11 protein-coding genes and 1 pseudogene are annotated in these 14,701 nt (G+C 70.7%); 5 read left to right on the top strand and 7 right to left on the bottom strand.

What is annotated here, in order from left to right; genetic code table 11:
• Window positions 1-10: 10 nt before the first annotated feature.
• Window positions 11-1,735, bottom strand: a complete 1,725-nt coding sequence (gene paaN / locus RBJ65_RS28385; protein WP_306317115.1) for a phenylacetic acid degradation protein PaaN — start codon at window positions 1,733-1,735, stop codon at window positions 11-13.
• Window positions 1,736-1,940: 205 nt separating this feature from the next.
• Between paaN and paaI the strand changes: the two genes are divergently transcribed.
• Together paaI and paaK are read left to right on the top strand one after the other, a co-directional pair.
• Window positions 1,941-2,318 (top strand): hydroxyphenylacetyl-CoA thioesterase PaaI, encoded by a 378-nt coding sequence (gene paaI / locus RBJ65_RS28380; protein ID WP_306317166.1) that lies wholly within the window; start codon window positions 1,941-1,943, stop codon window positions 2,316-2,318.
• A 2-nt stretch (window positions 2,319-2,320) separates the two neighbouring features.
• The gene (gene paaK / locus RBJ65_RS28375) at window positions 2,321-3,664 is read left to right on the top strand and encodes a phenylacetate--CoA ligase PaaK (RefSeq protein ID WP_306317167.1); all 1,344 of its coding nucleotides are present in this window, start codon (window positions 2,321-2,323) and stop codon (window positions 3,662-3,664) included.
• 26 nt (window positions 3,665-3,690) lie between these two features.
• Here paaK and RBJ65_RS28370 read toward each other — a convergent pair whose 3' ends face one another.
• Window positions 3,691-6,291: a penicillin acylase family protein gene (locus tag RBJ65_RS28370; protein WP_306317116.1), complete on the bottom strand. Its 2,601-nt coding sequence runs from the start codon at window positions 6,289-6,291 to the stop codon at window positions 3,691-3,693.
• 303 nt (window positions 6,292-6,594) lie between these two features.
• On the opposite strand from RBJ65_RS28370, the gene RBJ65_RS28365 reads away from it, so the two are divergent.
• Both RBJ65_RS28365 and RBJ65_RS28360 read left to right on the top strand, forming a co-directional pair.
• Window positions 6,595-7,893 carry an MFS transporter gene (locus RBJ65_RS28365; RefSeq protein ID WP_306317117.1) on the top strand — a complete coding sequence of 433 codons (1,299 nt, stop codon included), beginning with the start codon at window positions 6,595-6,597 and terminating at the stop codon, window positions 7,891-7,893.
• 99 nt (window positions 7,894-7,992) lie between these two features.
• On the top strand, window positions 7,993-8,718 hold the full coding sequence (locus tag RBJ65_RS28360) for an FCD domain-containing protein (protein WP_306317118.1): 726 nt from the start codon (window positions 7,993-7,995) through the stop codon (window positions 8,716-8,718).
• A 73-nt stretch (window positions 8,719-8,791) separates the two neighbouring features.
• Here the strand turns inward: RBJ65_RS28360 and RBJ65_RS28355 are convergent, their stop codons facing one another.
• The 3 genes from RBJ65_RS28355 to RBJ65_RS28345 are packed head-to-tail and all read right to left on the bottom strand — an operon-like array spanning window position 8,792 to window position 11,807.
• Window positions 8,792-9,421, bottom strand: a complete 630-nt coding sequence (locus RBJ65_RS28355; protein WP_306317168.1) for an LUD domain-containing protein — start codon at window positions 9,419-9,421, stop codon at window positions 8,792-8,794.
• 8 nt (window positions 9,422-9,429) lie between these two features.
• Entirely contained in the window at window positions 9,430-11,043 is a 1,614-nt protein-coding gene (locus RBJ65_RS28350; protein WP_306317119.1) for a LutB/LldF family L-lactate oxidation iron-sulfur protein, read from the bottom strand.
• Entirely contained in the window at window positions 11,040-11,807 is a 768-nt protein-coding gene (locus tag RBJ65_RS28345) for a (Fe-S)-binding protein (protein ID WP_306317120.1), read from the bottom strand. The genes RBJ65_RS28350 and RBJ65_RS28345 overlap by 4 nt, the downstream gene beginning before the upstream one ends.
• A gap of 219 nt (window positions 11,808-12,026) precedes the next feature.
• Between RBJ65_RS28345 and RBJ65_RS28340 the strand changes: the two genes are divergently transcribed.
• Window positions 12,027-13,697, top strand: a complete 1,671-nt coding sequence (locus RBJ65_RS28340) for an L-lactate permease (RefSeq protein WP_306317121.1) — start codon at window positions 12,027-12,029, stop codon at window positions 13,695-13,697.
• A 26-nt stretch (window positions 13,698-13,723) separates the two neighbouring features.
• On the opposite strand, the gene RBJ65_RS28335 is transcribed toward RBJ65_RS28340, so the two are convergent.
• Both RBJ65_RS28335 and RBJ65_RS28330 read right to left on the bottom strand, forming a co-directional pair.
• On the bottom strand, window positions 13,724-14,464 hold the full coding sequence (locus RBJ65_RS28335) for a FadR/GntR family transcriptional regulator (protein WP_372341193.1): 741 nt from the start codon (window positions 14,462-14,464) through the stop codon (window positions 13,724-13,726).
• Window positions 14,465-14,538: 74 nt separating this feature from the next.
• Window positions 14,539-14,658: pseudogene (locus RBJ65_RS28330) on the bottom strand (TetR/AcrR family transcriptional regulator); the annotation flags it as partial.
• Window positions 14,659-14,701 lie beyond the last annotated feature (43 nt).

The raw sequence follows: 14,701 nt of genomic DNA, 5'->3' as shown, positions 1-14,701 counted from the left end.
ACATCCGTACTCACATCCGCTCCAGCTCGACGGCTTCCGCCGCCACGTGCCGACGCGACTGCAGGACGTCGAAGCGCCCCGTGACGAACGCCGAGTCGGTGAGCGTCGCGGAGGCCGCCGCGTTGGCGGCGCTGCCGTGGAAGTCGCTGAACGCGGCGGTCTGGTTGGAGAACACCGCGCCGGTGAGGTTCTCCGAGAGGTGCACCCCGGCATCCAGGGCCGCGAGCCGGGCGGCGGCGAGAACGTCCTCGTCGTCGGCGTGCACCGTCGACGTCAGCGCGCCGTGCTCGCGCACCGTCCCGGTGAACAGCCGGAGGCTGTGCTCGGTGGAATCGGTGGCGATCACAAAGGAGATGGGGCCGAACCACTCGCGGGTGAAGGTCTCCCGGCTGTCCGCGTCCGCGGTGTCGAGGAACGCCACGTGCGGGGTGCGCAGCACGGCGCCCTCGTACTCGGGGTGTTCCAGGGTCCGCGAGGGGTGGACGGGCTTGCCGAGGCCCGCCGCCGCGTCGAGCCGCTCGCCGACCGAGGCGCTGACGATCGCGCCGAGCGTCCCCGCGGCCCGCTGCGGATCGCCGAGCAGCTTGTCGAGGGCGAGCGCGAGGTCGTCGGCGAACTCGGCCGCCGTGCGCGGGCCCTGGTCCGTACGGATGCCGTCGCGCGGGACCAGCAGGTTCTGCGGGGTGGTGCACATCTGGCCGCTGTAGAGGGACAGCGAGAAGGCGAGGTTGCGCAGCAGGCCCTTGTAGTCGTCGGTGGAGTCCAGGACGACGGTGTTGAGCCCGGCCTTCTCGGTGTAGACGACGGCCTGGCGGGCGTTGTCCTCCAGCCAGTTGCCGAACTCCTTGGAGCCGGTGAAGTCCACGACGCGTACGTCGGGGTGCACGGCGAGCTCGGCGGCGGTGCGCTGCCCGGCGCCCTCGGCCGCGAGCAGCACGACGTCCGGGTCGAAGCCGGCCTCGGTGAGGACCTCGCGGGCGATGCGGACGGTGAGGGCGAGCGGCAGGACGGCGCCCGGGTGCGGCTTGACGATCACCGGGTTGCCGGTGACGAGTCCTGCGAACAGGCCCGGGTAGCCGTTCCACGTCGGGAAGGTGTTGCAGGCGACGAGGAGGTTGATGCCGCGGCCGACCGGGGTGAAGGTCTTCTCCATCACCAGGTCGTCGCCCTTGCGCTGCGGCTTGGTCCAACGGGCCGTCCGCGGGAGCTTCTTCTGCTCGGCCCAGGCGTACGCCACCGCTTCGAGACCGCGGTCCTGGGCGTGCGGGCCGCCGGCCTGGAAGGCCATCACGAACGGCTGCCCGGTGGTGTGGTGCACGGCGTGCGCCATCTCGAAGGCGGCCGCGTTGAGCCGGGCCAGGATCTCGGCGGCGACGCCCGCGCGTACGTCCGCGGTGGCCGCGCGCCAGGCCGGGGCGGCCGCCTTCGCCGCGGCGACCGCCGACTCCGGTGTCACGTTCGGGTAGTCGATGCCCAGGCCGAACCCGTACGGGGAACGCTCGCCGACGGAGACCGTCCCGGCCCCGGGGTGGCCGGGGAGTTCGAAGGCGGTGTCGAGCTGCGCGCGGAAGGCGGCCTCCCCGGTCGGCGCGGCCTCGTCTCCGTACACCTTGGGGCTCGGGGACTCCGGGTACGCCGACCAGTGGTCGCGCTCGGCCGCGGCGGCGACCGCCCGCTCCAGCAGATTCTGGTGGCGGGCGAAGAAGTCGGGGCGCTCGCTGGGGGTTTCGGACAAGACAATCCACCTCTTGACAGGCACTTCAGATGCTGATTCCTTGATCGCGGCGTCACGCTAACCGAATGTTCGGTCGGGCAGCAAGGGTGGTCGATGAACTGTGGAAATCTCCGATTCCGGAAAGCCGACGGAAGGGCCGGTGGAAGAGCGGCCGGAAGAGCCGACGGAGGCGCGAACGACGGACGACGACGGGCCGGCTCAGCGGATGTTCGCCGCCGACAAGGCGTCCCAACTGCTCGGCATCGAGCTGCTCGACGCCGGCCAGGGGTCGGCCGAACTGCGGATGACCGTGCGCGAGAACATGGTCAACGGACACGGCATCGCCCACGGCGGCTACGTCTTCCTGCTCGCCGACACCGCCTTCGCCTGTGCCTGCAACAGCCACGGCCCGGTGACGGTGGCCGCGGGCGCGGACATCACCTTCGTGACGCCCGCCATGGAGGGCGACGTGCTGCGGGCGACGGCGATGGAGCGCACCACCTACGGGCGGAGCGGCATCTACGACATCACTGTCCGGCGGGGCGAGGAAGTCGTCGCCGAGTTCCGGGGGCGAAGCCGCGTGATCCGAAGTGTGGAGGCATGACGATGGGCAGCAAGCCGATGACCAGGGCCGGCACGGAGCAGCGGCTCGGTCCCCCGCTCCCCGGGGAACTCCGGGACGCCGGTGAGCGCTTGACCGGCGACGAGCTCGGAGAGCTTCAGCTCACCCGCCTGCGAGCGACGCTGCGGCACGCCTACGACAACGTAGAGCTGTACCGGAAGAAGTTCGACGCGGCCGGGGTGCGCCCCGAGGACTGCCGCACTCTCGAAGACCTCGCGCGCTTCCCGTACACCACCAAGGCGGACCTGCGCGACAGCTACCCCTTCGGGATGTTCGCCGTCCCCCAGGAGGATGTCCGCCGCATCCACGCCTCCAGCGGCACCACGGGACGCCCCACGGTCGTCGGCTACACCGAGAACGACCTGTCGATGTGGGCCGACGTCTTCGCCCGCTCGATCCGCGCGGCGGGCGGCCGCCCGGGACACAAGGTGCACAACTCCTACGGATACGGCCTGTTCACCGGCGGCCTGGGCGCGCACTACGGGGCGGAGCGGGCCGGCTGCACCGTCGTCCCCGCTTCCGGCGGGATGACCGCGCGGCAGGTGCAGATCATCCAGGACTTCCGGCCCGAGATCATCCTCGTCACGCCGTCCTACATGCTCACCCTGCTCGACGAGTTCGAACGCCAGGGCATCGACCCGCGCGGTACCTCCCTCCAGGTGGGCATCTTCGGCGCCGAGCCCTGGACCGAGGCCATGCGCCGGGAGATCGAGGACCGCATGGACATCCACGCCGTCGACATCTACGGCCTCTCCGAGGTCATCGGCCCGGGTGTGGCCCAGGAGTGCGTCGACTCGAAGGACGGCCTGCACATCTGGGAGGACCACTTCCTCCCGGAGGTCGTCGACCCCATCACGGGCGAGGTCCTTCCCGACGGCGAGGAGGGCGAGTTGACGTTCACCTCGCTCACCAAGGAGGCCATGCCCGTCATCCGCTACCGCACCCGTGACCTGACCCGGCTGCTGCCCGGAACGGCCCGCGCGCCGTTCCGCCGCATGCGGAAGGTCACCGGACGCTGCGACGACATGATCATCCTGCGCGGGGTGAACGTCTTCCCCAGCCAGATCGAGGAGATAGTCCTGCGCAGCACCGGCGTGGCCCCGCACTTCCAGCTGGAACTGACCCGCCGTGGCCGCATGGACCACCTGACCGTACGCGTCGAGGCCCGCACCGACGCGGGCCCCGACCAGCGTTCGACCGCCGCCGCGGAGATCGTCAAGGGGGTCAAGGACGGCGTCGGTGTCACCGTCTCGGTCGACATCGTGGAACCGGAGACCCTGATGCGCTCGATCGGCAAGATCAAGCGCATCGTCGACAACCGGGACTGAGCCGCTGACGTCAGGGCGTCACTGCGTCAGCGCGTCCTGAACCTCAGCCGTTCCGTCGACTTGAGGTTCTCGTTCACCTCCTGCTCGGTGAAGTACGTCGGCTTGTGGCGCCAGTTGACGTACAGGTCGAGCTGGTCGGCGTAGTGGGGTGAGCGGGTGCCGTCGGGTGCGGTGAAGCCGCTCTGGCCGGGCGGGAGGACATCGTGTCCTGCGATGCGGTCGCGGCCCGCCACCATCAGATCGTTCTCGGTGCCGCGGTTCATGTAGACCGGGCCGGAGAGCTCGGCGTTCTTGTCGGTCATGGGGACGCCGAGGTAGCTGCTGGTGCCGAAGGTGTGTCGGGCGGTGGGGGCGAGCCAGTCGGCCGTGCGGTTGGTCCCGTACGCGTCGGTGAGCTTTCGCGCCGTCGTACGGAGGGCCTCGCGGATCACGTCCGTGGAGTTCCGGTCGCCGAGCAGGTTCACGCGCTGGGGCACGGAGGCGTCCTTGCCGAGCAGGGCGTTGTAGAGGACCTGGCCGCCGGCGGTGACGTGCTGGCTGCCCGGCGTCGGCTTGCCCGGGGCGGCGTATTCGGTGGTGGTGTACTTCGCGGCCACGTCCTTCGGCAGACTCTTGCCGAGGGTGTCGGCGAGGGCCGCGTCGAGCCAGGTCCGCATGATGGCGGGGCCGGGGCTGTCGTAGTGGCCGTCACGGTCGTCGTCGGTGCTGCGGCCGTCCCAGGCGGCCAGGGCGTCGGCGACGCGCCGCTCCGCGCTGTCGGCCGGAAGACCGGCGGCGGCCTTGCGGACGAGGGGCCGGAACCAGTCCGCGTTGACGTCCGTGAGCGCGGCGTTCTTCATCATCCGCCACAGCTCGTCGGCGCCGACACTCCGCTTCGCGGCGAGCTGCTTCTGCAGCAGCACGACCCGGTCGGCGCGGGCCCAGGGGGTGAAGTCGGAGTTCGGGTAGCCGGGCGCGGGCGAGTTGTTCCAGTTGGCCAGGTAGCCCTCGCGCGGATTGAGGACGTGGGGGTTGCCGGTGGCGACGGGCTGGGTGCCCCGCCACTCCATGGCGCCGCTGCCGTCGGCGGGCAGCCGCCGGTCCTGGCCCGCGAGGCGCTCGGGGAAGTGTCCGGCGAAGAAGTAGCCGATGTTGCCGTGCCGGTCGCTGTAGTACCAGTTGATGCTGATGGCGAGGCGCCGCGCCTGCTGCTCCCACTCGGCATGGTCGCGGGCCTGCGTGGAGTCGACCCAGGCGAACAGCGACTCCAGCTCCTTCCCCGCCCAACTGCGCTTCTTCGTGTACGCGACACCACGCTCCGCGTCGACGGCGACGACCGGTCCGTGCACGGTCGAGTGCACCGTCACCTCGCGGTCCGCCCCGCCCTTGACCCGTACGGTCTCGGTGCGTGTCGTCATCCTGCGGTACGCGCCGTCGTACCGGTAGCGCAGGCGATCGGCGGGGTCGAGGTGCTCCTCGTAGATGTCGACGGTGTCACCGTTGCCGGCCGTGGCACCCCAGGAGATGTCGGCGTTGTGCCCGAAGAGCACCACCGGGTACGCGAAGGGTGTGTTGCCCACGACATCGAACCCGGCGCCGTGCAGCCCGACTTCGTACACGTAGGACGGGTTGAACGTGCCGAACTGCGGCCCGTTGAGCAGCAGGCTCTCGGCGCCGCGCGCACGCTTCTTGCCGACGAGCATCATGTTGGAGAACCGGGGCTGGCGGGCCGGGGCCCACAGCGCGTCCAACTGCTCGGTGACGGCCGCCCGTTGCTTGCCCCTGTCACCACCCTTCGCGGGCTCGGGCAGCGTCTTCTCGGGCGGGGCGGCGGCCGCCGGTGGCGCGCCCGGGCGCAGCCCGTTCACGGAGCCGGAGGCGGGAAGCGCCGAGGGTGCCCGCTGTCCGGCCGGGGTGTCGCCCCGGTCGGCCGCGGACAGCGTCGACGGTGCCTTCGGGTCCACGGTCCAGTGCAGCTGGTCGAAGACCTCGCGCCCCCGCTTCTTCCCGAACTTCGCCTCCACCTGCCGTAGTTGGGCGAGGTTGTCGAGTTCGGCGTTGTAGTCGGAGAAGCGGATCGCCATAGTGCCGACGGTCACCATCGCGACGTCCAGGCCGGTCCAGCGCTTCGGGGTGAAGCCGAAGTCGTGGTACTCCTTCGGCAGCAGCCGGTCGCGGTCGGCCAGGGCCTTGTCGATCCAGGTGTTCAGGCCGTTCGCGTACCCGTCGAGGATGTCCCGGTCGCGCGAGGAGAGATGCTCGTACTGCTCGCGCACCGAGGCGGTGTCGACGTTGGAGCGGACGGCGGAGTCGAAGTCCGCGTAGTCGCCGCCCAGCACTTCGGAGACGGTGCCTTCGGCGCCGCGCCTGGTCATGTCGAGCTGGAACAGGCGGTCTTGGGCCGCGGCGTAGCCGTACCCGTAGAACAGCCCGAACGTGGTGCCGGAGTAGATGTTCGGGGCGCCCCACGTGTCTCGCTTGATGGTGACGGCCCCCTGCCGCAGCGAGGTGACGGAGCCACCACCCCGCCCGTCGGCACCGGCCCGCGCCTGCGCCTGCGCCTGCGGCACGGTGGCCGCGGCCAGCAGCAGGCCGGCGCCCAACGCACCGGCGAGGCGCCGCCCCCGTCGCCGGGGTTCGCTTCTCATGGGTTCCGCACGCACAGGATGGTCCCGCCTTCCGTCGAGTCACCACACAGGACATCCGGCCACACCGCCCGAACGATCGGTCGGCGGCTCGGACCAGGGGAGTTTCGCAGCGCGCACACATCACGTCAATGGTGGCTACAAACACCCGGACACCCCCCGGACCGACACCCGGACCCGGCGCTCGGACCCGGCACTCGGACCCGGCACCCTGTCACTATTGACAGGGTGCGGACGGCGGGGTTCCATTGCCCAATGGCACAGAGAAAGTCGCCAACTGCCCCGGCCAGCCGGGTTCGTTGGCTCATGGTGGGACTCGCGTTCGCCGCCATGGCGATCAACTACATCGACCGCGCCAACCTCTCGGTCGCGCTCCCCTTCATGAGCCACGACCTGCACATCTCCTCCGGCGAGACCGGGCTGATCCTGGGCGCCTTCTTCTGGACGTACTCGATCTGCCAGATCCCGGCCGGCTCCCTCGTGGACCGCTTCGGCGCCCGGCTCACCTTCGCCTTCGCGGTGGCCTGGTGGTCGGTGTTCACCGCGGCCACCGTGCTGGTGCGCGGGGCCGGTTCGCTGCTGGGGATGCGGTTGCTGCTCGGCACCGGGGAGGCGGCGGCCTTCCCGGCGGCGACCAAGATGGTCGGTGACTGGTTCCCCGTTCGCGAAAGAGCCCTGGCCAGCGGGATCTACGACTCCGGTGCCCGCGGCGGCACCCTGCTCTCCGTCCCCCTGGTCACGGCCCTGATCGCCGCCCTCGGCTGGAAGGGTTCCTTCCTCGTCACCGGCGGGCTCGGCCTTGTGTGGGTGGCGGTGTGGCTCCTCGTCTACCGCGACCGACCGGAGACCCATCCCCGCGTCAACGCCCAGGAGTTGGAGCACATCCAGCGGGACCGGACGGCGGACGAGGGCCCGGCCGCCAAGATCGGCTGGCGGGTACTGCTGCGCTCCCGTACGGTCTGGGGCCTCGGCATCGGCTTCGCCTGCCAGGCCTACGTCATCTACTTCTTCATCACCTGGTTCCCCAGCTACCTGGTGGAGGACCGCGGCTTCGACCTGCTGGAGCTGGGCTTCCTCGGCACCATCCCGGGCATCGCGGGATTCGTCGGCTCCTGGCTGGGCGGCTGGCTCTCGGACCGGATCGTCGCCTCCGGGCGGTACTCGCTCAACGTCGCCCGCAAGGGCTGCATCGTGGTGGGCATGGCGCTCTCCGCCGTCGTGGGCCTTGCCGGGATCACCCCGGAGGCCTGGCAGGCGCTGGCGCTGCTCTCGCTGGCCTTCGCCGGGGTCTCCTTCGCGACGTCCAGCATCCTCGCGGTGCCCGCCGACATCTCTCCGCAGGGCACCGGTTCCGTCACCGGGGCCGTCGCCGGATTCCAGAACGCGATATCCAACCTGGCCGGCATCGTCTCGCCCGCCGCCATCGGCTTCCTCAAGGACGCCACCGGCACCTTCGTCCCCGGACTGCTCTCCGCGAGCGGTGTGGCCCTGGCCGGCTGCCTGGTCTACATGTTCGTGGTCAAGCGAATAGAGCCGGGCTCCCTGGCCGAGGACGTCCCGGAGGCGGCGGTCGCCGCCGCGCCGGAGGCAGCGGTCCGGGGCTGAGCGCCAAAACTCCGTACCGGCCGGAGAGTTGCCACCGGAGAGTTGCCGGACAAGCGCCCTGGGGCGGGCGGCACGGCCGAGGTGTGGTGGGATGGCCGCGTGCAGTCGAGCGAGTTGACGATGTTGGAGCGCCTGCTCCTGGTCGAGCTGGACCGGGCAGGGCGACCGCTGGGCGGTGAGGTCCTCCAGCGTCTGGCCGCCGAGCGGGGCGCGGAGGCCAGTGTGTCCACCGTCGCCAGACGGCTGCGCCGGCTCGACCAACTCGGCCTGACAGAGGCCGCGTTGACGGACGGCCGCGTGCTCACCCGGGAAGGTGCCCGGCTCGTCGCCTCGACCCTACGAGTGGAGCGCGCCGCCTCCCTTCTGGCGGAGGCCAGCGAACTCAGCACCGACGCCCAACTGCACGATCAGCTGGTGGCGCGGCTCGCGGTCGAACCGGCCGCCGCGGCGGACGCCGCCCGGCACCGCTCACGCCTCGCCCTGGAGGAACTGGAGCACAGCCTGGCCGTGCACACCGACGCCCTGGAGTACGGCACGGAACTCCCGCGCGGCGCCACCCTCCGCTTCCACCGGCTGATCTCCGCGGCCTGCGACAACGCCCTGCTGCGCTCCATGGTGGCGGTGGTACTCGACGGCTCCCTCGACCCCTTGCAGAGCGAACTCGACCGGGTCATCCGCGTCCGCGACTCCGACGAGCAGGGGCTGCACGACCACAGCCGTATCCTCGACGCCGTCCGCAAGGGCGACGGCCCCGCCGCACAGGAGGCCATGCGGGCCCATCTGCAGCGCCTGGTCGAGGAGTTGGAGCGCTACCGCAACAGCTGAGCGGCACGCCGTCGGCTCCCGAACGGCACACCTTCGACGCAGCCCGGACCACTCACCACGACGTGACGGCCCGTCAGACGTCCGTCCGGATCACCACGTCCAGAGTGCGCGGCCCGTGCACGCCCTCGACCCGCTCGAGCTCGATGTCGGACGTGGCCGACGGGCCGCTGATGAGCGTCGTCGGACGCTCCGGCACGAGGCGGGCCACCGCTTCGGGGACCCCCACCTCGACGCTCGACAGGTCGACAACACAGACGTGCAGGTCGGGTACGAGTGTCAGCGCGCGCCGCCCCTGGTCCGGGGAGCCGTCCAGGAAGATCGTTCCGGTCTCCGCGCACGTCACCGCGGAGGCCGTGACCACGCCGTCGAGGTCGTCGAGCCGGGGAGCCGGTACGTCGGCGGAATCCTCTCGTACGGTGCCGTCGAAGTCGGCGAGCCAGGACGGGTCGAGACTGGGTGGGACACCCACGGTGCGGGCGCCCCGGTCGGCGAGCACCTGCGCGACGACGGCGGCCGTGGTGTCCGCGACGCAGGTGTGCACGGTGGCCTTGTAGTCGACGAGCCGGTCGACGAGCAGGTCGAGCCGTTCCTCGTCGGGCAGTGTCCGCCCCCTGCGGTAGCCGCGCTCGACCGAGGCGGGCGGCTTGGGGGCGAGGGTCAGCGCGTCCCGGACGCGTCCGAGCACGCTCTCGCGGGCGTCCATGGTGCCGGTCATCGCTGCTCCTCGGGGTGTTCGCCGGACGTGGGTGTGGGTGAGGTGTCGGGGGCGGGCTCCCCCGCCGCGGGGCCCGCGCCTCCGGCCGCCGCGGGGCCCGTGCCCTCGGCCGCCGCCCGGTCCAGCGCGGCCGCGCCTTCGGCGGAGGCGAGCCAGGCGCGGAAGGTCTGCTTGGGCGGGGCGGGGGTGTCCCGGCTTTCGCTCCAGCCGTTGAAGGGCGGCGGCAGATGGGAGATCTTCCGGTCCCGGCCCGCGACCACCCGGCCGAGACCGGCGGCGTGCTGCGCGCTCTTGTAGAGCTTCGGCCGTGACATCACGGCGCCGGCCGCCTTCATGGCCAGCTTCTCGGCGGTCGCCCCCGTCTGCTCGGTGTGCTGGTGACGCAGTTCGACGAGCAGCGAAGGAATGTCGATCTTCACCGGGCAGGCGTCGAAGCAGGCGCCGCACAGGCTGGAGGCGTACGGCAGCGAGCTGTTGGGGTCGTCCTTGGCCTCGTGCATGCCGGCCAGTTGCGGGGTGAGCACCGCGCCGATCGGTCCGGGATAGGTCGATCCGTACGCGTGCCCGCCGGCCCGCTCGTAGACGGGGCAGACGTTCAGGCACGCCGAGCAGCGGATGCAGTTGAGGGCCTCGCGCCCGACGGCGTCGGCGAGCGCGGCGGTGCGGCCGTTGTCGAGCAGTACGAGGTGGAACTCCTGAGGCCCGTCGCCGGGGGTGACCCCCGTCCACAGCGAGGTGTACGGGTTCATGCGCTCGCCGGTGGAGGAGCGGGGCAGCAGCTGGAAGAAGACCTCCAGGTCGCTGTAGCGGGGCAGCACCTTCTCGATGCCCATGACGGTGATCAGGGTCTGCGGCATCGTCAGGCACATCCGGCCGTTGCCCTCGGACTCGACGACCGACAGGGTGCCGGTCTCGGCGATGCCGAAGTTGGCCCCGGAGACGGCGACCTTGGTGGTCATGAACTTCTCGCGCAGATAGGCGCGGGCTGCCGCGGCCAGGTCCGCGGGGACGGAGTCCAGGCCCGGGTCGACGCCGGGGATGCCGTGCAGGAAGATCTCCCGGATCTCGTCGCGGTTGCGGTGGATGGCCGGGACCAGGATGTGCGAGGGCTTGTCGTGCGCCAACTGCACGATGAGTTCGGCGAGATCGGTCTCGTACGCCGTGATGCCCCGGTCCTCCAGGTGCTCGTTGAGCCCGATCTCCTGGGTGGCCATGGACTTGACCTTGATGACCTCGTCGCTGCCGGTCGCCTCGACCAGGCGGGTCACGATCGCGTTCGCCTCGACGGCGTCCCGTGCCCAGTGGACGGTGCCGCCGGCCGCGGTGACCCTCTCCTCCAACTGCTCAAGGAGTTCGGGGAGCCGGTTCATCGTGTCGGTCTTGATCGTCGAACCCGCCGTCCTGAGCTCCTCCCAGTCGGGCAGTTCGCCGGTCACCGCGAGCCGCTTGGCACGAATGGAGTGGGTCGCCTTGCGCAGGTTCCCGCGGAGCTGCTCGTCGCCCAGCTCCGTGTGGGCGGCCTTGGGGAACTTCTCGTCGCCGCGCAGGTTCCCCTCGCCGTAGGGGGCGCGGGGCGGGGCGGCGGGCATGCCGAGGAAGGTGCTGCTCATCGTGCGGCCTCCGTCATGGCGTACGGCGTGGTGCGGGTGGCTGCCAGGATCTGCGCCAGGTGCAGGGTGCGGGTGCCGGAGCTGATGCGGGAGAGTCCGCCGCCGATGTGCATCAGGCAGGAGGAGTCCCCGGCGGTGCAGACGGCGGCGCCGGTGCCGGTCACATGGGCGATCTTGTCCTGGAGCATGGCGGTGGAGGTGTCGGCGTTCTTCACGGCGAACGTGCCGCCGAATCCGCAGCAGGCGTCGGCCTCCGGAAGCTCGACCAGGTCGATGTCCTCGACCGCGCGCAGCAGCCGCAGCGGCTTCTCGCCGACGCGCAGCATCCGCAGGGAGTGACAGGTCGGGTGGTAGGTGACGCGGTGCGGGAAATAGGCCCCGACGTCCACCACGCCCAGCACATCGACGAGCAGTTCGGACAGCTCGTACGTCTTCGCCTTGACCTGCGCGACCCCGGCGCGCAGCGCACGGTCCCCGTACCGCTCGGCGACGATCTCGTGCTGGTGGCGAACCGATCCCGCGCAGGATCCCGACGGCATGACGACGGCGTCGATGGCCGTGTCACCGAACTGCTCGGCGAAGTTGCGCACGAGCGGCACCGGTTCGCGTTGGTACCCGGTGTTCACGTGCATCTGGCCGCAGCAGGACTGGTCCGGCGGGAAGACCAGTTCGTGTCCGAGTCTGCTCAGCAGGATGGCGGTGGCCTTGACCGCGTCGGGGAAGAGGGTGTCTCCCAGGCACGTGGCGAAGAGTCCGATACGCAAGGGAGGAACCTCCACGATCCGATCTCGCGACTGATCTCGCGACTGATTTACGGTCCGACCATACTAGCGTCGCACCTCATGCGCTCCCCCCTGTGGCTCTGACATCAATTTGGTCGGACCTTATTGACATCAGGTGTTACCGAGTGCACTACTGAATGCCGCCCTCCGCCCGGAATCCCGGTCGGCTTCGGCGTCCGTAACTCGACGAGGAGTACGTTCGTGACCTCAGCCCCCTGGGCGGCACTCGCTGCCTACACGCCGGATGTGCACGCCGTCGGCGGCAGTCTCGCCGGGACGGCACTGCTGGGCATCGTGCCCCTGGCGGTCTTCTTCGTCCTGCTCATGGTGGCGGGGCGACCCGCCCTGCAGTCGGCGTTCGGCGCGCTGATCAGCGCCTTGCTCGTCGCCGTGTTCGGCATGGGGATGCCGGTCGGCCTCGGTCTGCTGTCCGCCTCACAGGGCCTGGTCTTCGGCCTCTTCCCCGTGATGCTCATCGTGGTCGCCGCCATCTGGTTCTACGAACTCACCGTGGTGAGCAACCGTTTCGAGGATCTGCGACGTTCCTTCAGCGCGGTGGGACGGGGCGACCTGCGCGTCCAGGCCATGCTGATCGCCTTCTGCTTCGGCGGCCTCCTCGAGGCCCTCGCCGGGTTCGGCGCCCCCGTCGCGATCACCTCCGCCATGCTGATGGCGCTCGGCCTGCCGCCGCTGCGCGCCGCCGTCACCGTCCTCGTGGCGAACACCGCGCCGGTCGCCTTCGGCGCGATGGCCATCCCGATCACCACGGCCGGGAACCTGACCGGGATCCCCGCGGACGAGATCGCCGCGGTCGTCGGACGCCAGAGCCCGTTGCTCGCCCTCTTCGTGCCGACGCTGCTGCTCTTCCTCGTCGACGGGGTCCGCGGCGTGCGGCAGCTGTGGCCCATCGCCCTGCTCACCGGTGGTGTCTTCGCGCTCGCCCAGTTCTGGTGCTCGGGCCACTTCGCGTACGAGCTGACCGATGTCGTCGCCTCGCTGGCCGGGTTCGCCGCCGCGGTCCTCATGCTGCGCTTCTGGCGTCCCGCCACCCCGGACGGCCAGCGCTCCCAGGTCGAGACGGAGCGGCTCACGCCGCGCCGCGTCACCCTCGCCGTACTGCCGTACCTGCTGGTCATCGTGATCTTCGCGCTCGCCAAGCTGAACATCGGCGGCATCGACGTGCCGAAGGCGCTGAGCACCTGGAATCTGGAGATCGAGTGGCCCGGCCTGTACGGCAACCTCCTCGCCTCCGACGGCTCCGCGGCCGGCAGCGCCGTCTACACGCTGGAGGTGCTCGGCAACCCCGGCACCTTGTTGATCGTCTCCGGGATCCTCGTCACCCTGATCTACCGCCGCACCCGCAGCGACCGTTTCCCGATGAGCGGCCGTACCGCCGTGCTCGCGGCCGGTCGCACGGTGAAGAACATGCGCGTCGCGATCGCCACGGTCGCCACCGTGCTGTCCCTGTCCTACGTCATGAACCAGTCGGGGCAGACCGTCGCGATCGGCACCTGGCTGGCCGCGACCGGCGGGGCGTTCGCGCTCCTGTCCCCCTGTCTCGGCTGGCTCGGCACGGCCGTCACCGGATCGGACACCTCGGCGAACGCCCTCTTCGCCACGCTCCAGCAGACCGCGGGGCAGAAGGCCGGCATCGACCCGACCCTCCTTGTCGCCGCGAACACCTCGGGCGGCGTGGTCGGCAAGCTGGTCAGCCCGCAGAACCTGACCATCGCCGCGACCGCGGTCGGCGAGCCCGGCAGCGAACGGATCCTGCTGCGCAGGGTCGTCGGCTACAGCGCCGCCATGCTCGCCGTCCTGTGCGCGCTGGTGTACCTGCAGTCCCTTCCGGTGCTGTCCTGGATGCTTCCGTAGGAAGGAAGCGCCGGACCCTTGGAGCTCTACTCCCCGTGCGCGGCGGAGTCCTCGTCGACGAGCGTGCCGTGGAAGCCGCGGATGTGCTTCTCGACGAGGTCCGCGGCGCGGGCCCCCTTGCCGGCCCGGACAAGCCGCAGCAGCTCGGTGTGCTCCGCGTTCAGGGCGCGGGCCGTCTCCGGCCAGTCCTCGCCGGCCGCCTCCTCGGCGTCGAGGATCAGGGTCCGTACGGACTCGCGCACCGCCGAGGTCAGCGTCGAGATCAGTTCATTGCCGGAGATACGGGCGATGTGCACATGGAACCTGGTGTCCAGGTCGTTGAACTCGGCCACCGTGAGCCCGGGAGCCCGCATGCTCTTGAGGATGGCGTCGGCCTCGGCCAGCTCCTTCTTCGACGCGGACCGGGCGGCCGCCTCGAAGCTGGACCGCTCCAGCGTCACCCGCGACTCCATCACGTCCTCCAGGCTGTAACTGCCGAGCGCGACATGCAGCCGCAGCAGCCGGCCGAGGGCGCCGTCTGGATCCCGTACGATCCGGGCCCCCGCGTCCGGTCCGCGCCCGGCCGTGGCCACCAGCACCCCGATCGTCTCCATCACCCGCAGCGCCTCACGCAGAGCGGACCGGCTGACCCCGAGCACCGGCGCCAGCTCACGCTCGGGCGGGAGCCTGTCCCCGGCCTTCAGCTTCCCGGCGAGCACCTGTTCCTCGATGCTCTCCAGGACGAGCTCGTGCGTACGCGATTGCCGGACGGGACGCCAATCGGCCACTGTCGCCACCTCCCCGTTCCACTCTCCGTCATTCGACCATCACTATGGCACAACGGCAGTAAGGTCCGACCGTGCGGTGAGTCCGTCGCCATGACGCTCTCCAGCACGCTGGACATGCCCTTGCCCACGGCGGCGTGGTCCACGAGCAGAAGCAGGAACCGCCGCAGCGCCTCTTCCGGGGCGTGCCGGTGCAGCCGGGTGTCGCGGCCGGTGCTGCGGAGACGTCATGGCCATGGT

The organism is Streptomyces sp. KL109B, from assembly GCF_030766935.1.
Lineage (GTDB): Bacteria > Actinomycetota > Actinomycetes > Streptomycetales > Streptomycetaceae > Streptomyces.
This window is presented reverse-complemented; position numbering and strand designations above follow the sequence as displayed.